The sequence below is a fragment of the Cohnella herbarum genome, assembly GCF_012849095.1.
Lineage (GTDB): Bacteria > Bacillota > Bacilli > Paenibacillales > Paenibacillaceae > Cohnella > Cohnella herbarum.
On record NZ_CP051680.1, the window covers coordinates 1,844,728 to 1,867,516 of the forward strand.

Below are 22,789 nucleotides of genomic sequence, written 5' to 3' on the forward strand. Positions count from 1 at the left end.
TTCGTGAAATGGTGAAGGCTACTCGCAGCAATATAGGTTAGATTGTACATATATGCGGATGAAAAGCTTGTCATTCTTTAAGTGAATAAATAAAGAAAAAATGTCGATCCCGGACGCAGTAAATTAATATTTTCTCATAATTGTCATCTTAAGAGGTTTTAGGAGGTTTTGAGCCCTTATATCCGTTACATAAAAAGCCATTTGATCGTGCATAGTAACAGTTGTTGCAAACTTTACCAGCTAGCTAGGGGATATAGAATTGTCAGCAGTCAACAGTAAAATCAGCTTCTTGCAAGCATGCATGATACTCATGTTGATGAACGGACTTACGAATCATGTCATCGTTAATCCGATGCTTCTGGATGCAGCCGGCCGGGATTCTTGGATATCCGTTATCGCGGCCGGGGTGTTGTTCGTTCCCTGGTGCCTGTTTCTTAGCGTCTTCATGAAACGTTCCGGGCAAAGCGAACTTCGTCCGTGGTTAGCCAAACAAACCCATCCGATCGTGGCATGGATTCTTACTATTCCTCTGATTATTCAACTTTATTTAATCGGAGCGATGACGATCGTACATACATCGGCTTGGACGGTCACCAACTATCTCCCTTCGACTCCGAAGATCGTACTGTCGATCGTGCTAACGGTGCTCTGCGCAACGTTCGCGCATTGGGGAATTCGGGTTATCGCCGTGATGTCCGGGATCTTGCTCCCGTTCGTCATCCTGCTCGGCATATTTGCCGGCGTGTCCAATTATCCGGAAAAAAACTTCAATATGCTCAAGCCGTACTTGGAATTCGGAATATCCCCCGTGATCAACGGGATGATCTATGCAGGCGGAGGTTTCGTTGAAATCATTGTACTCATCGCCTTGCAGCATCACATAAATGCCAAGGTTCGTCCGCTACATCTACTCATCTACTCATCAATCATGGTCTACATTATGGTTGGACCGTTGTTCGGGGCGATCACGGAATTCGGACCACTCGAAGCAGCCAAACAAATGGTGTCCCCTTTCGAGCAATGGAGGTTGGTCAGGCTCGGATCCTACGTCGAGCATGTCGATTTCTTCTCCGTCTATCAGTGGCTTGCCGGGGCTTGCGTGCGAATCAGCTTGTCCATATTCTTGGTGATCGACCTCTTGCCGTTGCGCAATTCCCACACGAAAAACAGTTACATCATGCTCATCGCCTTGAGTTACATCGTGTTGTCCGTCGTCCCGATCAATGAATACACCTTCTACCTATGGATGTATCGCTTCTATTTCCCGATATCGCTGGTCGTCTTATTGGCGGTTTCGATCGCATGGGTATCGGTGTCCGCGTTCGCCAAACAAGCCAAAGGAGGAAAAACATGACGACACGACCGCAATCGGCATCAGAGAAATGGGACGAAGTTAAACTCCGCGAGCTCTTCGTCCATTCGGCGGATGTGCAAATTCAAAGCTGCAAGCTTGACGACCAACCGAATTCCGAAGTGATGCTAATATTCTCTGAAGGACTGTGCGACTCCGTTCAAATCGCGCAAATCGTCCTCCCGGAATTAGAAAAGCTGATTAAGAAAGCTCAGTTCTCCGACTTACTATCCGGAGAAATCACGGGAACGTTGCCTCTTATTTATATTAAAGAAGAGGAATCCGCGGATACTCTTATTGAGTATCTCTTTCAAGGCGATCTCATTTTGTTTTTCAAGGCAAGCGAACGAATGTACAAAATGAATATTTGCAATCGGCCGCAACGGATGCCAGAGGAATCCAATACGGAAATTTCGATCAAAGGACCTAAGGATGGCTTTACGGAAGATCTCGTCATTAACGTCGCGCTCATTCGCAAACGAATCCGCAGCACCAGCCTGAATTATGAAACGTTTACTCTGGGCAGGAGAACGAAGACGAAGATCGGCCTGTTATATTTTCAAGACATTCTATCTCCCAAAATCTTAAAAGAAGTCCGCGTAAGAATAAGCAAGATCGACGTCGATGGGATCTACAGCATCAACCAGCTCGAAGAAATGTTATCCGATTCTAAATTCACGATCTTCCCCACGTTCGCCGTGACCGGACGCCCCGACTATGTCGTGAACAGCCTGCTTGCGGGAAGGTTTATCTTGATCGTAGACGGTATTCCGATGGTCCTTATTGGTCCAGCCGGCTTATCGCTCATTATGAAATCGCCCGAGGATATTCATTTTAACTACACCTATATTTCCTTCGCACGCATTATTAGGCTAGTAAGCCTCTTTCTGTCTATCGTGCTGCCTGGCTTTTGGGTATCGCTTACGGCGTTTCATCAAGATCAAATTCCTTTCCGAATGATGGCTACGATCGCAGGAGCGCGGCTCGGACTTCCTCTGTCCGCGCAGATGGAGATGTTTATCCTGCTTATGTTGATCGAGATCTTTCGGGAAGCCGGCGTTCGCCTGCCCAGCAACATCGGACAGACGCTAACCGTCGTCGGAGGTCTGATTATCGGCGACGCATCGATCCGCGCCGGCCTCGTATCGCCTTCCGTCGTCGTAGTGGGCGCCATTACGGCGGTAACTTCCGTTACGTTAGTCAACCAAAGTCTAAGTACCGTCGTCAGTCTCGTTAGGCTGGTCACGTTTCTCGTTGCGGCGTTTCTCGGGATGTACGGTTTAATTCTCAGTCTTATCCTTCTCGTTGCTTATATGTCTAGACTGCAATCCTTCGGCGTGCCTTACCTTACTCCCATATCTCCGCTCCATATTAAAGATGTTGCCGTATCCTACCTTAGGCTCCCCTTCGCCAAGATCAGAACCAGGCCAATCGCTATGGAGCCGATCGACCCTGATCACCAAGAGGATCAAGGTCCATGAAACGGCTTTTGCTTCTGGGTAGCGCGCTGATCTTTCTGTTTCCGTTAACGGGCTGTTGGAATTCCAAAGATATTCAGAACATGGACTATGTTACCGCGATCGGGTTGGATTTCGTGGATGGTAAATACATTACCTATGTACAAGTATTGAACTTCACCAATATCGGCAGATCCGAAACGCTTGAAGTCGGCAAATCCGTCCCGATATGGGTAGGTAAAGGTGAGGGCTCGACGATATCCGAATCGTTATCGTCTATTTACGCCACGTCTCAGATGCGCATCTTCTGGGGGCATGTCAAAACGATCGTGTGCACGGAGAACGTGTTAAAGAGAGGCGTGAGAGATGCCTATAACGCAATGAATCGGTTCGGAGATGTTCGGTATAACATTCTTATTTTCGGTACCAAAGAAAAGCTCAGCGACATCTTCATCCAGAAATCCATTTTTAACTTATCGCCATTGGATACGCTCATGTTTTCTCCCGAGCAAATCTATGCCCAGCGTTCGTTTATCGTACCTAAGACCGGCAACCAAGTCATTGCGCAAATCAACGAGCCTGGCGAGCCTGGAATGTTACCCTCCCTCACGATTAACAAGGGAACCTGGCGCGAGGACAAAAATTCGAAATCCTTGCTTAAGATCAACGGGGCGTATTTCTTTAATCAGGATAAAATGGCGGCCTGGCTCTCTGAAGATGAATTGGCGGGTACCCGTTGGTCGCAAAAAGAGCTAAAGAGATCCTTGATCAGAATCCCTGCCGAAGGAAAAGCGATCGCCACGATGGTTATGATCAATCCGCATTATAAGGTGGATATCGATGTCGTAGACGGGAAAGTATGGTATGACGTCAGCTTAAAAATCGATGCCACGCTTGATGAATTAATGAAGGACGTCTCCATCGATTACCTTGAACAACAAGCAAGTGAAGTCATAAGCGACGAAATCAGGGAAAGCTTCCATAACGGATTAAAGAAGCAGGTCGATGTCCTCATGCTGGAGGAGACGCTCTATCGAAATCGTCCCAAAGAATGGCATAGGCTTCACAAGTCCCAAGCGTTCTTACTTGACCATGAATGCCTTAGGAAGATTATCGTCAAAGTCGACTTAAGGAACACGGGAAAATATAAGGGCAGAACGAAGTAGGACGAAATAAATCGCCGTGAACACGGTTATCGCTCTATAATAGTCTGCTAGTAGGATGTTAATCCCCCCGGTCTGCCTGTATAATTACTTAGCCAAGCAAACATATGTTTGCATATCTAGTATTCATGCAGCATAAACATCTTGCACCAAGTACAGTCAGCGGGGGGAACTATGAAAGGGACGACTCATCTAGCCATTGGAGGCGCCATTGGGGCGGCGGCCTGCCTGATTTACCCATTCCAATTCGATCATGCGGCGATGTACGTTTGCATTGCCGGCTTCTCGGCGTTAAGCGCGGATTTGGATGGCCCTAGCCTATTAAGCGGTAAACTCGGCAAGCTGTCCAAATTGCTGCGCAACCTAGCTCTATGGACGGGGATTGGCTTCGTTGCCGTATTTGCCTACCTGTATTTTGTTCGGGATACGCTCTATCCCATCTTCAGCACCATCTCCGTTGCGATGTTTATCCTCGGACTGATCACCAAAGAAGGCACGATCCGTAATGCTCTCGTAAGCGCGATCGGCTGCGCGCTGCTCTATGCCGGATGGGATACTCAGCAGAATTGGTTGATGGGCTTCGGTTTATTCGTGGCTTGGGTTCCTTGGTTAAAACATCGGGGAATGACGCATACGATATGGGCTTTGGTACTATGGGGAGCGATCGGCCGGGGGCTTGAGCAACAGCTTGGGATCGATGGAATAACGGTCGTTGCGGTCGCGGGATATGCTTCTCACCTGATCGCGGACACCTTAACGCCTAATGGCGTAAAATGGCTGTATCCGATCTATAAGAAATCGATTAAGCTTCATCTGTAACAATGCTTCTAATGCTTGCCTGGGCATCCCCTGAGCTATGTGCACATATGTACTCCGAGTAGCTACAGCATAGTTCTTACGCGCTCAGTAATTGGGAATCAGTCGTTCACTTGCCTTTTGGCTTTACCTGAGCAATGTGCACATATTGACTCTCGAGCTTCTAGGGTCAATTTTTCATATAATTGGAACTCGACTACTATCGCTTTACCTTCTCCTGAGCTATGTGCACATAAACTCCAGGTCAGCACATATTAACTCCAGTTCCGCAACGGTTTCCAATTTACCGGTGAGGAACTCGAGAGTTAATTCAACCAACGCTTTTGTGAGGGATATATACGATATGTGCAGATTACTCAGGGACCCCTAATCGGACATATTTGAGCAAGCGAAGATATATGCAGTTTACTCAGGAGCTCCTGATCGGACATGATTGCACATGCGACTCATTCGATATGTGCAGTTCACTCAGGAGCCCCAAATCGGGCGTTATTGAACTTGAACTTCGGTAAGCTCTTGAGCTCTGTATTTGAGTCTAGCATTTTCGGCTGCCTGACCGAGAAGGTCCGACACTCTAACGCTGTCTCTTATATTTCTAAGAATATAAGTCGGTGAAGTCGTATCGGTGGAGAAAATCGTAATGTCCCCGAACTTGAGCATTCTCTCGATCAAATTCCTCTTCAAGTTAATATCCCGCACGCGATACAATTGGATTTCTTCGCGTCTTTTGGTGAAAATGCCTCTTTCCACAATGACTCTTCGTTCCGTAATTTGATAACGGGTAAAACTTGGGATTCCATAGTTGAAAGGTTTGCCCTGCCATAACACATCCTCGTTCAACATCTCAACATCTCCCTATAATGGATATTATCTATAGCTATTGTACACCAGGAATCCATCCTTGGCTTCACAAATTAGGATCCGGGACCTCCGACTGCTAACTAGACCAGAATACAAGCGATCGAAGATCCCTTTCGGCTCCTAGCTTCATCAATTCATTGCCGATCTCCGATTCGGTAATCGGTTCGCCGTTCCAGAAGTCGACTTTGATCTTGACGAGTTTCCGCCTGCGAATAATCGATTGGAACGCCGACAGAAGAAGCGAAGCTTGATGTTCAATCGATCGATCATCAAGACCGGATTCCGATTTCTCCGAGAGTCCCCTATTCGCTTGGCTATAAGCTCGTTTTCCGTTATTTTCGATCCAGATTATCCATTGATCATCCTGAAGAACCAAGAAATTACCCGGTTTCCGTGCATACGAGGCTCCTCCGCCATGCTCCGGCCAATCGATGAGCAGCCCGAACGGATTCGCCGGATCCGCTGAAGAGAGTAGTGTCGCGGGAAGACGTTCCGGCATCGGCAGCGGGCGACGAACCGAATCGCTCAATTCCCTCGTCGTAAATTGCAACGTCGACATTCCGCGGATAAACGTCCCCCTCGTCAGAACTCCCCATTCTTCCAGTCTCTTCAGTACCGGATAGAACGTATCCCAGGAATAAGGAGCAGACTTGGCCACTAAATCCTTATTGATCAATCCATACACTTGGATCAAATGATGCGTCCAGTTCAGCACCGGCGATTCCTTCTCGGGCGTCTCTTGCCGATTCGCCGATTGATCGCTTTCTTGTAACGTACTCGTCGCATACCAACGACCTAATCCGGAGCCCGTCTTCGCCCAATTCGCCTGCTTCGCGTTAATCTGAAGACGAAGCGGAGCGAACTGGTCGTTCGAGACACGCCCTTCCCATACCAAGTCAAGCAAATCGGTCAACAATTCGGAAGGCGGCTTGCCTGCTTCCCTGCTAAGTCGGGTAAGGAAACTGGCCCCGCCACTCGCCAATAGCTTAAGGAGCTCGGGATGTTTGGTCGGAGACCCATCCACCAAATCCGCTAAGTAAGGCGTGAATAAGGACTTGGATCGCGTAAGGAAGAAGGCTACTTTCCCTTCCTTATCCCCCTCGTCTTTACGCCCCAGCCAGAGCACCTCCCCTGAGGCGCATAATTGATCCAGATGCTCCTTCCGATAAGGAGACAGCCGCGAAGGAAAGATAATCGTCTCCCAATGGGACAATGGGAGATATAAGCCTTGAAGCCGATCAATAACGGCAAGCAGGCCCTCGCTTCCTTGCAATTGCGTGCCTTGCAGCGCATGCTGCATGAAAGCGATTTGACTGCACCATCGCGCAGGTTCTACCGGCTCCGCCCGGTCGCGGGCATGCCGGATCGATAAGCGCACGAGACGCGAAGCGACCTTCGCGCTTGACCATAACCGCTCCTCTTCGTCGGCGGCGTGAGGCGCCCTTTCAATCAATCCCTGTTCCAGCAATTGCTCCACGGCATCCTTCGCGGTCCGTAGCGTTAATGCCGGATATCTCTCGCAAAGATCGGCTTCCGTGAACGAGATGACATGATCGGCATATCTTCCGAGCACGAAAATAACCGAGGGCGTCGTTTCCGGAAAGCTGGCATACACATCGCGTTCATCGGATGGAATCCAGCGATACTCCCCATCACCCGTCATATCCACGTTAGTGACTCGCCCTTGCTCATGTAGCGACTGGAGCCAAGCCAATGAAGGCTCGCCGGCAACTTTGGCAATCTCCATGGCGGTCAAATCCCCCCTGCTCTTCAGCAGGGTCCACAGCTCGTTCGCATCGGTCGGAGGGTGATCCTGCGAATTTATTCGCCGATTTTCCTCTTCGATGACCTCGCGGTTAATCGCCTCTCCGGCACCGTTCCCCTCGAATAACTGACTGGCCAATTCCTTGCTCACATTCAACAGTTGAAGCCGTGTCGCCTCGTCCAAGCCGTCTCCTTCGTAGATTCTCATATTGACGTAATCCGCGATAAATTGCGACGCGAAAGGCGACGGAAAAGGCGTTTCTCTGACGATGATCGACGTTTGCCCCGAAACAAGAGCTTCAAGTACGGATTTTAACTCGTCATAACCCAAATAATCGTGCAAGCATTCCGACATCGCTTCCCGCAAATAGGGAAATTGCTCCGCATAAGGCATCGCCCCGCGCAGAAGCTCCTCGCTGCGAAGCCTTTTCTGCCACAGAGGAGTCCTCGTGAAGCTTCTCGATAGGAGGAGCGAGTTCTCGGCTATTCTTCGAAACGCGATTCCGAGCAAAGGCGACCCCGTGATCGCTTCGACCAGCAAAGTCTCAAGGTTCGCGGGGGTCACTTGGTTCAACGCTTGCAGCCAAGAGGAGTCCCACTCCGGGAGTACGAATTCGATGCCGTTGTCCTTGGCATTCCCATACAGCTTGTAAGGCAAAGTTTGTTCGAATTGCCTTTCGATCGCAAGCAACCAAGCGCGATTAACGGTTCTCCCGCATTGATTATGGATAATGACATGCGTTTGGTTCACCACGTCGCGATAATGTTCGACGACGATTTGCTTATCCGTCGGGATCGCGCACGACTTGAACTGGGATCGTACGAGAGAGATCAACTCCTCTGCGGAAGTACGATCCATGCCATAATGCCGGTTAAGCCACTCGACTACCCGATCTTCCATTGCCGAACGGCTATCCGACGGGACGGTTTCCTCATCCTTTTCAAGCTCGAGACGCTCTGATATTTCCCGCAGGAAAGCTCCGATCTTCTCGCCCAACACATAAGGACGACTGCCTGCTTCGTTGCGCCAGAACGGAATTTCGCTGAACCTGTTGCCCGCTTCGGAGACGTATACCCGGTCATTGCGAATATCCCGGATCATCCACGAGCTCGTCCCTAGTTGAAAGACGTCCCCCACGCGACTCTCTTGCACGAATTCTTCGTCCAGTTCGCCAAGATGAGCACGGCTATCCAAGTGATGAACGGGATAATTGCCGCTCTGGGGGATGGTACCGACTCCGGTAATCGACGCCATGGCGGTATTGCTTCTCTTCGATAAGACATTGCTATCGTGATCCCAAGTAAGCAAAGGTCTTGCGAACGGATAGAAACCGGACAGAACCTGCAGCATGCTTTCCAATCGATCCTTGGGAAACGTATGATAACTATCGCTGTGCAGGATCAAGCGATAGAGCTCGCCGAGCTCCCAATCCTCCATGGCGACCATGGACACGATATGTTGCGACAAGACGTCCATCGGGTTTCGCGGGATACGAATTTCTTCGATCTCGCGGCGAGCGATTTGCCTGCATAACACGGCAAGCTCCGGCAATACGGCTTTCTGCCTGGCCAGCAGCAACCCGCGGCTCGATTCTCCTACCGCATGGCCGGCACGGCCTATCCGCTGAATGCCGCGGGCGGCTTCTTGCGGGGAGTCTAATTGTATGACCAGGTCGATGTGCCCCACGTCAATGCCGAGTTCCAACGAGGAGGTCGCCACGATGCACCTTAGGCTCCCTTCCTTCAGCAAGCTTTCCACTTCAAGACGACGCTCGCGGGAGATGCTGCCATGGTGAGAGCGGGCCATCTCGTAACCGACGTGGTCGTTAAGCCGCAAGCAAAGCCGTTCGCACAGACGACGGCTGTTGACGAATAACAAAACGGAGCGGCTTCCTTCCATAGCCTGAATAATTCGGTCGAGGAGCGGCAGCCATACCGCTTCTCTCGTCGCGGCGGGTTTGCTTTGATCCGGCATCGTAATCCGTACGTCCATGTGCTTGCTCATCGTACTTTCTACGATCGTGACCGGACGAGGACGCATATCATCGCCATCCGCGATCTTTCCGATACCTGCTGCTTGCTCCCAGCCTCCGAGGAATGTAGCCACTCTCTCTAGCGGCTTCTGGGTCGCCGACACTCCGATGCGTTGAAGCGGCTTAGCGCATCTTCGAGACAATCTCTCCATCGTTAACGATAAATGCGAACCGCGTTTATCGGCCGCTAGATCGTGAATCTCGTCGACGATGATTTGCTCGACGGTTCTCAAGATTCCTCGGCCTTTCTCGGAAGTTAGCAATAAGTAGAGAGATTCCGGAGTCGTCACGAGCACGTCGGGAGGATTACGCAACATCGAAGCGCGTTTGCTCTGGCTCGTATCGCCCGTTCTCACTTCGCAACGGATGCCGCTCCAGTCCGAATCGCCGTTAATGGCAGCAACGCCTTCCAACTGCTCTACGAATTGAAGGACATGGTGATGAATATCGTTATTCAACGCTTTCAAAGGCGATAGATAGACGATTCGTACGCCTGCTTCCCTCGTACGTCCGCGTGATCGAGCAAGCTTGTCCAAGCAGGGAAGCAATGCGGCTAATGTTTTCCCCGATCCCGTCGGCGCGGCGATTAACGTGTGATTCCCTTCGCCGATCGCCTGCCAAGCTTGGCGTTGCACGTCCGTCGGATCCCCGAAAGACGAGGAGAACCAAGCGGATATTACGGGATGAAACGGCAAGCTCAACTTCGAATCCATCAGACCCATCGCCTCCAACTCAAAAGAATCTATGAATATAGCCAAATCATGCGAAATAAAGTCCTATCCTAAATTTTGCACATTATATAGCCTTGCATATACCCCGTTCAGCTCCATCAGTTCGCGATGAGTGCCTCGTTCCGCGATTTCACCGCGTTCGATGACGATAATCTGATCCGCATGCGTGATAGTAGATAGACGATGCGCGACGATAAGCGTCGTCCGATTATCCGCGAGCTCCTGCAGCGATTCCTGGATCAGATGCTCGGATTCCAAGTCCAGAGCCGAAGTTGCCTCGTCCAGAACTAAGATCGCCGGATCCTTCAAGAATACCCTTGAGATCGCGATTCGCTGTTTCTGGCCGCCGGACAGCTTCACTCCCCGTTCTCCGATCTCGGTTTCGTAACCGTTGGGAAGACTCATAATAAAGTCGTGCGCATTGGCCCGCTTCGCGGCTTCTAGCATTTGGCTTTCCGATTGATCCGGATTGCCAAGCATAATATTCTCGCGAACGCTTCCGCTGAACAGGATATTGTCCTGCAGAACCATGCCGATCTGCGAGCGCAGGCTGATCTGCGTCACCTTCGAGATGTCCTGGCCGTCAATTCGAATAGTGCCTTCTTGAATATCGTAGAATCGCGGCAGTAGACTGATCAACGAGGATTTACCGCCTCCGCTCATCCCTACGAACGCAACCGTCTGTCCCGGCTCGATCGTCAAATCGATATCGCGGAGCACGTAATCGTTTTCTTCGCGGTAACGAAACGAAACGTCCTGAAACTCGATCCGCCCGGCGACTTTCTTAAGAGGTTGGGCCGCCAAGTCATCCTTGATACCTGGGGGTTCGTTCAGCAGCTCCATGACCCTCTCCAAGGAAGCCGAAGCTTGCGTCAGCTCCGTCGATGCGTTAACCAGTCTGCGCAGCGGGGTATACAGCCGATCGAGATACCCGTAGAAAGCGACGAACTCTCCGATCGTTAACTTGCCTTTAATGACCATATAGCCGCCTCCGAACAAAATAAGGAGAGGCGCGATTTCCGTAAGCGTATTAATGATGGCGTTCGTCAAAGCGTTCCAGCGGGTCAACGCTAACGCACGTTCGAGGAATTTACCGTTCTTAACGCCGAACTGCTTCTGTTCGTATTTCTCCAAAGTGAAGCTCTTTACGACAGGTATACCGACGACATGCTCGTTAAGGTATCCCTGCATGTCCGCTAAGGCGGCCGAGCGCGATCGGGCGTAAGACCTTAGCCGCTTGTATAACTTAACTACGGCAAGCCCGTAGAAAGGCAAAATAATAATCGCGAACAATGTTAATGTCGCATTCATGTACAGCATGATTCCAAGCGCGATGATCAACGTAAATAAATCCAGCCAAACGTTCATCATGCCCGTCTCGACGATCGCCTTCGTTTGCTCGGCATCGTTGATCATCCTGGAAATGATTTCTCCCGACTTGCGCTCTTGATAGAATCGCAGTGATAGACGTTGCAGATGCCCGTACAGTTTATTGCGAAGATCGAACAAGATCCGGCTTGTCGTCCATTGGGCGAAATATTGGCGGAAGTATTCCACAGGATAGCGAATGACGACGAATAAGACGAAAGATATTCCGACTAACTGAAGCAATCGCTCTATCTTGACCTGCTGGGAGAGATCGGCGAGCAGGATATCGTCTACCGCGTACTGCAGAAACAACGGCACGGCAAGCGGAATAGCAAACTTCAGCATTCCGATAAGCAGCGTAACGGCAACTAGAAGCCGATAAGGCTTTACGAACCTGAGGTACAATCGAAATTCTTTCATCGGATTTCCCTTTCGGTTTCTGTGCTTTCGCATAGCCGCAAACAGCCTGACCCGGTTAGGCCAAGCTGTTCGCAGATGATTTCTATGCTACACTCGTTTCTCGAACTTGCTGAACTCTCCGTAGGAATTAGAGGCGTTCCCGACATGTTCGTACCCGAGCTGGCGGTAGAAGTCGTTCAACACTTCGTTGTTGGCGAGACAATCGAGCCGGATAACGCGTTTCCCCAAAGAAGGAGCATTCGAATCGACCCACGACATAATATTCCTGCCTATGCCTTTACCCGCGAAGTTACGATTAATCGCAAGCCGGTGAAGATAGATCGCGGACTTATCCGTCGCTTTCGCGCCCCAGAGGTCTAGATCCCATGCGTTGGGCTCCTGAAGCAGGATGACCATGCCGACGATTTTCGGATCCTGCCTGAAAATGTACACCTCTCCGCGATTGATCGCCTCTGGCGTATTATGAGAGTCTTCCCCTCTTAGCAATCCATTCCATTGGTTAGAGCCTTTGCTTAGCAACCATTCCGCTGTATTGACCAGCAAACGCATAATGTCTTGCGTATCATCCGAATCCGCGCGAGTCACGCTTGTAAAAATAGACATGTGAGTCCTCCAGTTTGGCTAGATTGTGTTAGATTACCCGTGAAAGGGCCGAATAAACCAAATTTCCTATTCCACGTCAAAATCGAAGTATTTTTTCGGGAAAGGTTCATTGACGAGCGTGTAATGCCACCATTCTTTGGCGTAGGGCTTGAAGCCATGCTTCACCATAGCGTTCTTGAGAATATTTCGATTCGCCGTTTGCTTGGCCGTAATCAACTTCGTTCCATGACCGGAGATCTCTCCGAAGAAGTCGTAAGGACCGCCCATATCAACGGCTTTGCCCGTTTTCTTAACCACCATCGTTAGATCGACGGTACTTCCTCGGGAATGCCCGGATTTCGAAGCGACATACCCGAGTTTGAATACTTTCGTTTTGTCCACGTCCGGATAGAAAATCATCTTCATCTTCACGTCTTCGGCATCTTTAGCCCACCGAATAAAATGGTTTACCGCTTTCTGTGGACGGTACGCATCGTATATCAATAACTGATACCCTTTACGTTCTAACTCGCTGTTGACTTTCTTCAACGCATCGGCCGCTTTACCCGAGAAAATGGGAACCGGAGCCTTATAACCGTCGATCGGCTCGCCGACGAAGTTGTAGTCGCTATAATAACGGATTTCGTATTTGGCGTCGGGAATAACCTCGTCTAAATATACGAATCCTTTGGGCAGCTTCCTTAGCTTCTCGGCAGACTTCTCGCCGGTCGAATTTTGCTTGCTTTGTTTTTCGTTAGCGACCGATTGTCCCGTTTGGGTACTTACCGGTTCCGGGATCGGCTTCACGATCGGGTCCGGTACGTTCATTCGGTCAGCCGCATTAGAGGCCCCGCCGCATCCCGTCACTACAGTTGCGACGACAAGGATAAAACTTAGGAAGAGGATGCAACTAGCGAACCGCTTCATAGGTTTTACCGGTATTACTCGATTCGGATTCATGAATTTCGCCTTCACCCTCTCTTCTCTACGATTGTCGAGATGCGTTATAATAGAGTTCATTGCAAGAAAAGGAGTGATCCGGCTTGTCGGATACCAAACGCGTCGATTGCATGAAATGCCGTTATTACTATGTCACTTGGGATCCGAATTTCCCTAGAGGGTGCAAAGCATTCGGATTCAAGTCGCACGCCATGCCGAGCTTAACCGTACTATCTTCCTCAGGTAAAGCATGCATGAATTTTGAACTTAAAGCGTCGAGCTCGTCGCCGCATCGTTAAATCCAATTTCATTGTACTTCCTCAATTATACTTCTTCCAATCCGCGGTGCTATTGTTCAATAAATATTCGAAGTCTTTCTCCTTGAGCTTCTGCTCGGCTATCTTAGCCGTTTCCGCCTCGATGCGTTTGATTTCTCGCTGCTTAGCTTCCTCCAGCTTCATCGACTCCGCTTGCTGCTTCAATTTCTCCACGACGCCGGCTCCCAACCTATCCTTGAGCGTAACCGGTTTGTCGGCTTGTTCCGACGCTGTCGCTGGCGAATGCGGCTTCTGTTGTTTCCTCTTGTTGTTTGCCATCGTTTCGTTAACCTCCTCGAATCCGGTATCGATTTAATCCTCGGCGTAAAACGAATCGCCTTACGAGTGCCTTCGTCTCCAGCAAACTCGTTGCAATCACCTCAATCCAATCCGATCATGGATTCGTCAAGCTCCTCGATGACTTCCTTGAAGCGATCCGGGTAATCGGTGTGAACCCCGTCCACGCCCCATTTTAGAGCTTTATCCATGTTCAGTTGATAATTAACCGTGTAGGGGTACATCAGCAAACCCGCATTTTTCACTTTGTGAACGAAGCTTTCGTTAATTCTTAAGAAGTTCACTCCGATCCCGTTCGCATAACCGCTTATTTCTTGAAGACGCGTATCGGAAATGTAAGCGGGGCGGCTATACCACAGCAACTGAAACAAAGGAACATCGGTGTCCCATTCCCGAATTTTCAACAAGCTTTCCTTGCTGAACGACTGCACCGCAATATGATCCGCGAGATCGAATTCCGTCACAAGCGCCCACATTTTTTCCTCGAGACCCGGATTTTCTTCCGGCGATTTCACTTCGAGCATATATCGCGTGTCTTTGCCGAATGCTTCGAAAATCTCGCGCAACGTAGGTACTTTCTCGTTCACGTATTCTTCCCGGGCGTAAATTTGATGCTTTTCGTTAAACCAAGAACCGGCGTCCAAGCTTTTAATCTCGTCCAAAGATAAGCTCTTCACCCGCCCGGAACCGTTCGTCGTTCGGTTCACCGTCTCGTCGTGCATCGCGATGAGCTCGCCGTCCAATGTCTCTTGCAGGTCGATCTCGATATAATCCGCGTTCATTCGTATACCCAACCGATAAGAAGCCAGCGTACTCTCAGGCGCATAACCTGAAGCGCCCCTATGCGCGACCGTAACGATTTTCTCCTCTTTGGAGAATACGTGATCCAGGACGTCTTCGTTATCGGCTACCCATAAGATGAGACCCACGACCGAGAAGAGCAATAATACGTTCATCGCGTAAAAATACAATCTGGGGACTTCCATCGGCTTAAGCAGCTTTCTGATCATGCGAGCCTCCTGATGCGAATCCTGAGCTTCGGTAGCCCATGGTGCCGTGGTTAAATAATGATACCACTTTTTTACGATATTTTCTCCCGTTCCTTCATTTAGTCGTCCTAATAAAACAAGGACAACCCGTTGTAGTAGGTTGCCCTCATTTTGTGATCCATGATTAGTTCGCCGGTTTCTTCTCTAACTGCGCGGTGGCAACCGTCTCGGAGTGCGGCTTCACTTTCTTGATGAAGAAGGCGAGCGCAAGCGCCGCAACGGTCATCCAGGTCGCGATAACGAAGCTGTGATTAATTCCGTATATCGTGCCCTGTTGAGTCGCTTCCAGCAGACCCGCCTTATCCGTTTCGGCGATTTTGCCTGCGATAACGAGCTCTTTCACCCGGCTTGACGCCGTGTTAGTCATAATCGTAACGAGAAATGCCGTTCCTAATGCCCCCGCGACGTTACGTAATGTCTGCGACATGGCGGAACCGTGCGCATTCAGACGCTGCGGCAGTTGGTTCATGCCCGCCGTCTGAATCGGCATCATCAGCATGGACATTCCGAACATCCGCAACGTGTACATTAGAATCATATGCGTGTAAGTCGTATCGATCGTCAGATTGCTGAATTCGTAAGTCGTAATAACCGTGATGGTCAGCCCGACAACAGATAACCAGCGCGCGCCGACTTTATCGAAGATAATACCCGTGATCGGCGACATAATCCCCATCAGGATCGCGCCGGGCAATAGAAGCAATCCGGCGTCGAGCGGACTGAATCCGCGGATGCTCTGCAAGTAGATCGGCAACAGGATCATCCCGGAGTACATGGACATCGTAATAATCATGTTGATGACGGTAGTCAGAGAATACATGTTGTACTTGAACACGCGGAATTCCAAGATCGGCTTGTCGACAGTGATTTCTCTCCAGAAGAACAACACTAAAGATACGGCGCCTATGACTAAGCTGGTAATGACTCGAGCGCTGTCCCAGCCGTCATGTCCGGCATCGCTGAAGCCGTACAGCAGTCCGCCGAATCCGAGCGTCGAGAGAATAATGCCAAGCGTATCGAGCTTCGGAGAAGACGTCTTGGTCACGTTCTTCATCGATATCATTCCGAAGATCAGAGCAAACAGCGAAATCGGCAAGACGATATAAAATAGGACTCTCCAATCGTAGTGCTCAACGACCCAGCCCGACAAAGTCGGTCCGATGGCCGGGGCGAAGATCATCGCAAGCCCCATCATCCCCATGGCCTTCCCGCGTTCTTGGATCGGGAAGATGGTCAAGAAGATTACGGACATAAGCGGCATTAGAATACCCGCGCCGGCAGCTTGAATCAGGCGACCGGTCAGCAAAACTTCGAAATTGGGAGCAACCGCGCACATGATCGTACCCAAGGTAAACAATCCGACCGCCGTCGTAAACAGCTGCCTCGTCGTGAACCGGTCGATTAAATAGGCGCTAACGGGAATAAGCACCCCGTTAACAAGCAAATAACCCGTGGATAGCCATTGGATCGTATTCGCGCTGATCCCTAGATCTTCCATCATTTTCGGCAAAGCGACGTTAAGCAACGTCTGGGCAAGTATCGCGACGAAAGCGCCGATTAACAAGGCGGCGACGATCGGACCTCTCTTCAGTGTGGAAACCGCATTACTCATGATTCTCTTCCTCTCTCTGTCTCTGTATAATGTTGACGATCTGTTTGTGTACCCGTAACATGTGTTGCTCGTCTTCTTCCGATAACCTCAGCAGCGAGCTTGAAAGCTGAGAAATTCTCAACTCGTTCAGCTTCCGTCTCAACTCCTCTCCGGAAGCCGTAGCCGTTAAACAGATGGAACGGCGATTGTTCGCCGGTCGATCGCGCGACACCCATCCCGCCTTCACCATTCTGTCGACGATCCCGCTGGTCGTGCTAGTTACCGAATGAATTTTCTCCGAAAGCTCGCTAAGGCCTATTCTTGGATGCTCCACGACGATCTTCAGTACGAAATACTGAATCGGAGTAATCCCGATTTGCTGCGATAATTGCAGCATGGATTGATGAAAAGCTTGGTTCACTTCACGGAAGGATGCGAATATATTTTCTATTCTTTGTCTATCTTCCATGGACAATCCCTCCTCTCTCCTTTCTTGTTATTGTTCGCATCTGAACATTTCGCATACGAACTAAAATACTCTCTTTTTAGCTCTATGTCAATGTTTACATATGTCAACTTGGACATAAAAATATGGATGAAACGGCATATGTTATAATCAAGGGAGAACATCTTCATTGCGGAGGAATACGATGACGAACGAGTCTTACACGACCGAGGAAGTCGCGAAATTGCTCAAGATCTCCAAGCTCACCGTCTACGACCTGCTCAAGAAGGGCGAACTGTCCTCCTATCGCGTCGGCAAACAAATGCGCGTCGACGCCAGCGACCTCGAAGCCTTCAAGCTCAGATCCAAAGGCTTAACCGCAAACGATAGCGCAACGTTAGATTTTCCGCCTTCAACAATCCAACAGCAAATATCTTCCTCCAGAGGTCATGTCGGAGAACGGCAACTCGTCATCACGGGACAGGACACTAGCTTGGATATCCTCTCTAAGTACATGGAGAAACAAATGACGGGAATACGTCCCCTTCGCTCGTTCAATGGCAGCATGGATAGCCTAGTATCGATGTACCGAGGGGAATCGGATATCGTAAGCACCCATCTCCTGGACGGCGATAGCGGCGAGTACAATCTCCCTTACATACGCAAGTTGTTCGTCGGTCAATCTTACGTCGTCGTCCGATTGTTATCCCGCGCCGCAGGCTTGTACGTCCGGAACGGAAATCCGAAAACGATCTTCGGCTGGGATGACTTGTTTAAGCAAGGCGTTCGTATCGTTAATCGGGAAAAAGGCTCGGGAGCGAGGGTGTTGTTAGATGAACAGCTGCGAATAAGGAATCTGAACCCCGCCTTGCTAACCGGTTATTCCCAAGAGGAGAACACGCATCTCGCGGTGGCGGGCAAAGTTGCATCCAATGAAGCCGACGTTGGGGTCGGGATTGAAAAAGCGGCCCAACTCATCGGGGGCATTGATTTTATCCCCCTCATACAGGAACGGTACGACATCGTCATGCTGAAGCGCCCCGAGAACAAAGATTGGATCGGGTCGGTCATCGGCATCGTCCGGTCGGACGCGTTCAAGAGCGAGCTTCGGCAGATACACGGTTACGACCTTGCTTTAACCGGACAGGTCTTACTGGAAACTTAAGGATTGGTTTATATACGAAGAGGCTGCCCGAGAAATAATTCCCGGACAGCCTCTTTCGTTTACTTCTTCGATTGACGATTCGCGACAAGCAGCATTACGAAAGCCATGAAAATCATAACCGCTACCCACGTCCATGCCATCCTCATGCTGCCGCCGTCAACGGCCACGTAGATGGCCGTCGGAATCGTTTGCGTTCGTCCGGGGATGTTCCCGGCCACCATCAATGTCGCGCCGAATTCTCCAAGCGCTCTCGCGAACCCCAGTATGTAGCCGGCTCTCAACGCTTGTGCAGCCAATGGCATCGTGATATAACGGAACACTTGCCATTCCGTTGCTCCCAGCGCTCTTGCCGAATCTTCCAAGTCGCGATCAACGCCCTCGAATCCGGCCCTCATCGTTCGGTAAGCCAACGGAAAAGCGATCACGACGGCAGCGATGACCGCTACGCCCCATGTAAACAAAATGGGACCCGCGAAAAGTCTCTCGTACCATTCTCCGATCAAGCTTCGTCTCCCAAGCGCAACGAGCAGAACGAAGCCGACAACCGTCGGCGGCAACACCAGCGGAAGCAGCAAAACCGTCTCCACGAGACTTTTGCCCCAGAACTTCGCTTTCGCCATCCAGCGCGCGAAAAGCACCGCAAGTCCGAAAACGAGCACACTCGCGATCGCCGACACCTTCACCGAAAGGATGACGGGGTCTAGAAACTCATGCCCGTCCAACGTTCTAACACCTCTTTATCGAATCTCGTTAAGGAAGCTTGAATCCGAAGCTTGTGAAAACGGCCTTAGCCTCGCTCGACTGTAAGTATTCATAGAATTCGTTCGCTTCTTCCGAATGCTTGGACTCCTTAAGAACCGCCGCAGGATACACGATAGGCTTATGCGCGTAAGAATGTACCTTTAAAGCGATCTTTACTTTATTGGAAGACAACGCGTCGGTACGGTAGACGAATCCCGCTTCCGCGTTGCCGCTCTCTACATAGGTTAACACTTGACGAACGTCTTTCGCATAGACGAGCTTGCTTTTCAACGGTTCCCATACTTTGCGAACTTCAAGCGTTTCCTTGGCGTATTGGCCCGCCGGTACGCTCTCCGGTTGTCCGATGGCGACTTTCTTGATCGATTTGTCCGTAAGCTCTTTCACGGATTTGATTTGAAGATTCGAATCCGACGGTACGACAAGAACGAGATCGTTCTTTAATAATACCATACTCTTAGCTATCAACTTAGCGTCTATCAAAGCATCCATTTGCTTCTTCCCGGCAGATAGGAATATATCGGCAGGAGCACCTTGTTCGATCTGTTTCTGAAGCGTGCCGGAAGAACCGAGATTAAATTGCAAATCGATGTCCGGGTGGGACTTCTCGTAAATTTCCTCGATCCGGTCAAGACCGTCCTTCAAACTCGCGGCCGCGGAAACGAGCAATGTTGTTCTCTCTTTCGCGCTCGCCGACTCGGCCGGAATGGAAATCAAACCGAATAACAATGCCGTGCAGACTGCCGCTAGTATCCCTCTTCTTAGCATACGAATAATCTCCTTTAACTGGTATAGTCAGCTTTCTTGGCTATGAGCATACCACATCATTTTCATAAAGTTAATCTATTTAGCTATGTTTAGTTATAAATAAATATATTTAATATTGAAATTTAGCAAAAATCACAACCCTTGTCCTAACACGATGGGAAAACAAAAAAGGCCTTCCGGATTCCGAAAGGAATCATGGGAAGAACCTTAAGCTCGAATCGTAGATTAGGAGTTCGCAAAATCGATAAACTTGTCTACGACGCGGTCGATGAAACGCAAGGTAGACTCGTCGACCAACCGGCTAGTCGTTTCGTCGAATTTCAAGCCCGCCGAACTAATGTAAATCTCGTTGCCCGCGGGAGGCAGAAGCTTAGCCTGAATGCCTGGACTTGCCAAGATTTCACGCAGATGAAGCTGCGCCCTAATCGTTCCCATCATTCCCGGAGATACCCCTGCGGTCATAACCGGTTTGCCGATCAGTACTTTATCAACCCGCGATAACCAATCGATGGCATTCTTAAGCACCCCGGGTACCGACCAGTTATATTCGGGAGTAATGATGAGGACTCCATCCGCTGCCGTAATTTTGCGCAGCAGTTCTTTCACCACCGACGGCGGATTTAACTCGATATCTTGATCGAAAAACGGAAGAGATCGAATGTCCGCGATTTCTAGGTCTAATTTGTTAATATAACGTTCCTTCATCGTATGAGCCAATTGCATATTGTAGGAACCTTGTCTAAGACTTCCGATAAGTACGGCGATTTTCAGCATTCGATCACAACCTCCTTGTCCAATTTCATGATCATCTCACTCTATATTAGCATCGGAACGCTAAAAAGAACAATTGGTACGACAATTAAAGCACGTTAATTTAACTTCAGTTCAACGCCCTGCGGCAACAAACTTTGAATTTGCTCTCGCAGTTGGACGTCCTCGTGGATTTCCTCGCTCAGAATCGCGATGATACCGGAGTCTTCCCGGGAACGGATCAAGCGCCCTATTCCTTGCTTGAGACGGAGCAGCATATAAGGCATGTCCACCTCTTCGAATGAAGATTCCGCTTCTTGGCGCATCGCCGTAAACACAGGATCCTGCGGGGGAAAAGGAAGCGACCACACGATCACGTTCGACAAAGACGGCCCCGGGACATCCAATCCCTCCCATAGGGTGACCGCGCACAATACGCTTGTTTCGTCGCGTTGGAAATCGGCGATCAAATGGCTGATTTCCCGGTCTCCTTCATAACCGAAGTTAATATCCGCGATTTCCTGGAATGAAGCGATCGCTTCTTTGAACTGTCTAAGCTCTTCCTTGGAAGGGAATAAGATCAGCGCTCTCCCTTCCGTCCGTTGGAGCATTCGCACGGCCGTCGCCATTTTCTCCGCGAAGTCGGATCCGTTCTCCCACCTAGGCGCGAGTACTTCCATCCGATTCGCGTACTCGTACGGGGAATCGACGCTGAACGACAAGTAATTCTCGACGCCGAGGCTGTAAGCCAAATAATCGAACGACCCGTTAACGGACAACGTTGCGGACGAGAATACGACAGGCATCTTCAAGCCGAATACGCGCTCGCGCAACACTTCCTTGACGGCTTTCGGCATGATGACGAGCGTGAGGCCGGTCGAGCTTTCCGTAGCCCAGCAGATCAGCGAGCTAGAGCTTTGGAATAAGCTCAGCGCCTTCTGCATCATTTCGAGATGCTCCTCCACGATTCGAAGCTGGTAGTCGTCCAACACGTACAGCTCGCTCTCGAAGACGAGCTCTTCCTCGATTCCGTCCAGAACGCCGCGGAATCGCGTCACCTCTCGCTGGAGCTCGTCGTTCAACACGATTTGTCTGCGATCGGAACCCGGAATGGACAAGCTCTGACGTTCGAGCAACGCGAACAAGGCCTCGCTCCGTTCGATCGCTTCGTCGATAAGGACGGCCAACGTCTCGCGAATCTCGTTCTTCAACAGCCGGGTGATCAACTCTTCGAAGATGTTGTGCTTAATCCGATAAGTTAACGCCTTCTGCGCCGCGGATTCCAGTAGGTGTCCTTCGTCGAAGACGACCGCGCAATGGTCCGGCAGCAGCGGAAGCTGACCTTCCCTCTTCCGTCCTTCGTACGTCCAAATATGTTCCATATAGAAATCGTGCGAGCAAATAATCAAATCCGTCGATTGCCTGTAATGTTCGCGCGATAACGTTTGCCCGCAGCGGTGCCTCTTATCGCACACGAAGCAATCCTGATACGGATCCCAATTGATTCTCTCCCACTGCGCATCGTTCAGGTGAGGATATTGTTTCCGATCTCCGTAAGCGTGGAAGGCTTGCATTCCTTCGCTCTTGTGGACGAATGAAGGTAACTCTTCATATAAAGCTTTGTAAATTTCGACGTCCTCGTAATCCGTTCTGGCATGCTCCAGCTTAGCCAAGCATAAGTAACGGTCCTGGGACTTCCCTAGTCTTGCGTCGATAACGAGCTCCAGATGCCTGGCCAGCTTGGCAATGTCGCCTTCCGGTTTAACGAGCTGTTCGATTAACGACTCGTCGGCGCATGCGACGATAACCGGTTTGCGGTGATATCGAGCGTAACAAATGGCGTACAACAAATAGACGAGCGTCTTCCCGGTCCCTACTCCGGCTTCGGCGAAGATCGTCTGCTTGTCGGCGAATGCCCGCTCGAGCTGGAACGCCATGTAGATTTGCTCGTCGCGAACTTCGAAGCCCGCTTCCGGCAAGAGGTCGTAAAACACATCCGCAACCCATTCCCCGACCTGTTGCATGAATGGTTTGGAATGCTCGAATTCAAAAGGATACCGATTCAATAGGATGATGCCTCCACTTCATGTTGTCCGAGACATTATCACACGATCGCCCGCTAAAAGCAAAACATTATTGATTTTCCGCCAATGCGGATTACCA

Annotated in this window: 19 protein-coding genes; 6 read left to right on the forward strand and 13 right to left on the reverse strand. The window is 50.2% G+C overall.

What is annotated here, in order from left to right; translation table 11 throughout:
• Positions 1-259: 259 nt before the first annotated feature.
• The 4 genes from HH215_RS08125 to HH215_RS08140 all read left to right on the forward strand — a co-directional run bounded on the left by HH215_RS08125 (position 260) and on the right by HH215_RS08140 (position 4,790).
• Positions 260-1,354: an endospore germination permease gene (locus HH215_RS08125; RefSeq protein ID WP_169279439.1), complete on the forward strand. Its 1,095-nt coding sequence runs from the start codon at positions 260-262 to the stop codon at positions 1,352-1,354.
• Positions 1,351-2,832 carry a spore germination protein gene (locus tag HH215_RS08130; protein ID WP_169279440.1) on the forward strand — a complete coding sequence of 494 codons (1,482 nt, stop codon included), beginning with the start codon at positions 1,351-1,353 and terminating at the stop codon, positions 2,830-2,832. The genes HH215_RS08125 and HH215_RS08130 overlap by 4 nt, the downstream gene beginning before the upstream one ends.
• Positions 2,829-3,974: a Ger(x)C family spore germination protein gene (locus HH215_RS08135; protein ID WP_169279441.1), complete on the forward strand. Its 1,146-nt coding sequence runs from the start codon at positions 2,829-2,831 to the stop codon at positions 3,972-3,974. The genes HH215_RS08130 and HH215_RS08135 overlap by 4 nt, the downstream gene beginning before the upstream one ends.
• A 171-nt stretch (positions 3,975-4,145) precedes the next feature.
• Positions 4,146-4,790, forward strand: a complete 645-nt coding sequence (locus tag HH215_RS08140; protein ID WP_169279442.1) for a metal-dependent hydrolase — start codon at positions 4,146-4,148, stop codon at positions 4,788-4,790.
• Between the two features lie 486 nt (positions 4,791-5,276).
• Here the strand turns inward: HH215_RS08140 and HH215_RS08145 are convergent, their stop codons facing one another.
• From HH215_RS08145 to HH215_RS08165, 5 genes are all read right to left on the reverse strand, one after another.
• A complete protein-coding gene (locus tag HH215_RS08145; protein WP_169279443.1) occupies positions 5,277-5,630 on the reverse strand; it encodes a PH domain-containing protein in 354 nt (117 codons plus the stop codon).
• Positions 5,631-5,724: 94 nt separating this feature from the next.
• Complete coding sequence (locus HH215_RS08150; RefSeq protein WP_169279444.1) at positions 5,725-10,158, reverse strand: DEAD/DEAH box helicase; 4,434 nt, start codon at positions 10,156-10,158, stop codon at positions 5,725-5,727.
• Positions 10,159-10,221: 63 nt separating this feature from the next.
• Positions 10,222-11,964: an ABC transporter ATP-binding protein gene (locus HH215_RS08155; protein ID WP_169279445.1), complete on the reverse strand. Its 1,743-nt coding sequence runs from the start codon at positions 11,962-11,964 to the stop codon at positions 10,222-10,224.
• Between the two features lie 87 nt (positions 11,965-12,051).
• On the reverse strand, positions 12,052-12,567 hold the full coding sequence (locus tag HH215_RS08160; RefSeq protein ID WP_169279446.1) for a GNAT family N-acetyltransferase: 516 nt from the start codon (positions 12,565-12,567) through the stop codon (positions 12,052-12,054).
• A 66-nt stretch (positions 12,568-12,633) separates the two neighbouring features.
• Entirely contained in the window at positions 12,634-13,506 is an 873-nt protein-coding gene (locus HH215_RS08165) for a M15 family metallopeptidase (protein WP_217362286.1), read from the reverse strand.
• An 83-nt stretch (positions 13,507-13,589) separates the two neighbouring features.
• Between HH215_RS08165 and HH215_RS08170 the strand changes: the two genes are divergently transcribed.
• Positions 13,590-13,784 (forward strand): uracil-DNA glycosylase, encoded by a 195-nt coding sequence (locus HH215_RS08170; RefSeq protein ID WP_254450413.1) that lies wholly within the window; start codon positions 13,590-13,592, stop codon positions 13,782-13,784.
• 21 nt (positions 13,785-13,805) lie between these two features.
• Here HH215_RS08170 and HH215_RS08175 read toward each other — a convergent pair whose 3' ends face one another.
• From HH215_RS08175 to HH215_RS08190, 4 genes are all read right to left on the reverse strand, one after another.
• On the reverse strand, positions 13,806-14,081 hold the full coding sequence (locus HH215_RS08175; protein WP_169279447.1) for a YqkE family protein: 276 nt from the start codon (positions 14,079-14,081) through the stop codon (positions 13,806-13,808).
• 101 nt (positions 14,082-14,182) lie between these two features.
• On the reverse strand, positions 14,183-15,109 hold the full coding sequence (locus HH215_RS08180; RefSeq protein ID WP_169279448.1) for a glycerophosphodiester phosphodiesterase: 927 nt from the start codon (positions 15,107-15,109) through the stop codon (positions 14,183-14,185).
• A 163-nt stretch (positions 15,110-15,272) separates the two neighbouring features.
• Positions 15,273-16,760, reverse strand: a complete 1,488-nt coding sequence (locus HH215_RS08185) for a DHA2 family efflux MFS transporter permease subunit (protein ID WP_169279449.1) — start codon at positions 16,758-16,760, stop codon at positions 15,273-15,275.
• Positions 16,753-17,208, reverse strand: coding sequence for a MarR family winged helix-turn-helix transcriptional regulator (locus HH215_RS08190; protein ID WP_169279450.1), 456 nt, complete (start codon positions 17,206-17,208; stop codon positions 16,753-16,755). The genes HH215_RS08185 and HH215_RS08190 overlap by 8 nt, the downstream gene beginning before the upstream one ends.
• Before the next feature lie 181 nt (positions 17,209-17,389).
• On the opposite strand from HH215_RS08190, the gene HH215_RS08195 reads away from it, so the two are divergent.
• Positions 17,390-18,349 (forward strand): substrate-binding domain-containing protein, encoded by a 960-nt coding sequence (locus tag HH215_RS08195; RefSeq protein ID WP_169279451.1) that lies wholly within the window; start codon positions 17,390-17,392, stop codon positions 18,347-18,349.
• A gap of 59 nt (positions 18,350-18,408) precedes the next feature.
• On the opposite strand, the gene modB is transcribed toward HH215_RS08195, so the two are convergent.
• The 4 genes from modB to HH215_RS08215 all read right to left on the reverse strand — a co-directional run bounded on the left by modB (position 18,409) and on the right by HH215_RS08215 (position 22,692).
• The gene (gene modB, locus HH215_RS08200; protein ID WP_169279452.1) at positions 18,409-19,071 is read right to left on the reverse strand and encodes a molybdate ABC transporter permease subunit; all 663 of its coding nucleotides are present in this window, start codon (positions 19,069-19,071) and stop codon (positions 18,409-18,411) included.
• 28 nt (positions 19,072-19,099) lie between these two features.
• The gene (gene modA / locus HH215_RS08205) at positions 19,100-19,876 is read right to left on the reverse strand and encodes a molybdate ABC transporter substrate-binding protein (RefSeq protein WP_169279453.1); all 777 of its coding nucleotides are present in this window, start codon (positions 19,874-19,876) and stop codon (positions 19,100-19,102) included.
• A 225-nt stretch (positions 19,877-20,101) separates the two neighbouring features.
• Positions 20,102-20,650, reverse strand: coding sequence for an NADPH-dependent FMN reductase (locus tag HH215_RS08210; RefSeq protein ID WP_375140492.1), 549 nt, complete (start codon positions 20,648-20,650; stop codon positions 20,102-20,104).
• A gap of 95 nt (positions 20,651-20,745) precedes the next feature.
• A complete protein-coding gene (locus HH215_RS08215) occupies positions 20,746-22,692 on the reverse strand; it encodes an ATP-dependent DNA helicase (protein ID WP_169279454.1) in 1,947 nt (648 codons plus the stop codon).
• Positions 22,693-22,789 lie beyond the last annotated feature (97 nt).

What these genes read in the sequence shown, in the direction of transcription:
- HH215_RS08130 (WP_169279440.1), top strand. Translation starts at nt 1,351, where the DNA reads ATGACGACACGACCGCAATCGGCATCAGAGAAATGGGACGAAGTTAAA.
- HH215_RS08135 (WP_169279441.1), top strand. Translation starts at nt 2,829, where the DNA reads ATGAAACGGCTTTTGCTTCTGGGTAGCGCGCTGATCTTTCTGTTTCCG.
- HH215_RS08140 (WP_169279442.1), top strand. Translation starts at nt 4,146, where the DNA reads ATGAAAGGGACGACTCATCTAGCCATTGGAGGCGCCATTGGGGCGGCG.
- HH215_RS08145 (WP_169279443.1), bottom strand. Translation starts at nt 5,630, where the DNA reads ATGTTGAACGAGGATGTGTTATGGCAGGGCAAACCTTTCAACTATGGA.
- HH215_RS08150 (WP_169279444.1), bottom strand. Translation starts at nt 10,158, where the DNA reads ATGGATTCGAAGTTGAGCTTGCCGTTTCATCCCGTAATATCCGCTTGG.
- HH215_RS08155 (WP_169279445.1), bottom strand. Translation starts at nt 11,964, where the DNA reads ATGAAAGAATTTCGATTGTACCTCAGGTTCGTAAAGCCTTATCGGCTT.
- HH215_RS08160 (WP_169279446.1), bottom strand. Translation starts at nt 12,567, where the DNA reads ATGTCTATTTTTACAAGCGTGACTCGCGCGGATTCGGATGATACGCAA.
- HH215_RS08165 (WP_217362286.1), bottom strand. Translation starts at nt 13,506, where the DNA reads ATGAATCCGAATCGAGTAATACCGGTAAAACCTATGAAGCGGTTCGCT.
- HH215_RS08175 (WP_169279447.1), bottom strand. Translation starts at nt 14,081, where the DNA reads ATGGCAAACAACAAGAGGAAACAACAGAAGCCGCATTCGCCAGCGACA.
- HH215_RS08180 (WP_169279448.1), bottom strand. Translation starts at nt 15,109, where the DNA reads ATGATCAGAAAGCTGCTTAAGCCGATGGAAGTCCCCAGATTGTATTTT.
- HH215_RS08185 (WP_169279449.1), bottom strand. Translation starts at nt 16,760, where the DNA reads ATGAGTAATGCGGTTTCCACACTGAAGAGAGGTCCGATCGTCGCCGCC.
- HH215_RS08190 (WP_169279450.1), bottom strand. Translation starts at nt 17,208, where the DNA reads ATGGAAGATAGACAAAGAATAGAAAATATATTCGCATCCTTCCGTGAA.
- HH215_RS08195 (WP_169279451.1), top strand. Translation starts at nt 17,390, where the DNA reads ATGACGAACGAGTCTTACACGACCGAGGAAGTCGCGAAATTGCTCAAG.
- modA (WP_169279453.1), bottom strand. Translation starts at nt 19,876, where the DNA reads ATGCTAAGAAGAGGGATACTAGCGGCAGTCTGCACGGCATTGTTATTC.
- HH215_RS08210 (WP_375140492.1), bottom strand. Translation starts at nt 20,650, where the DNA reads ATGCTGAAAATCGCCGTACTTATCGGAAGTCTTAGACAAGGTTCCTAC.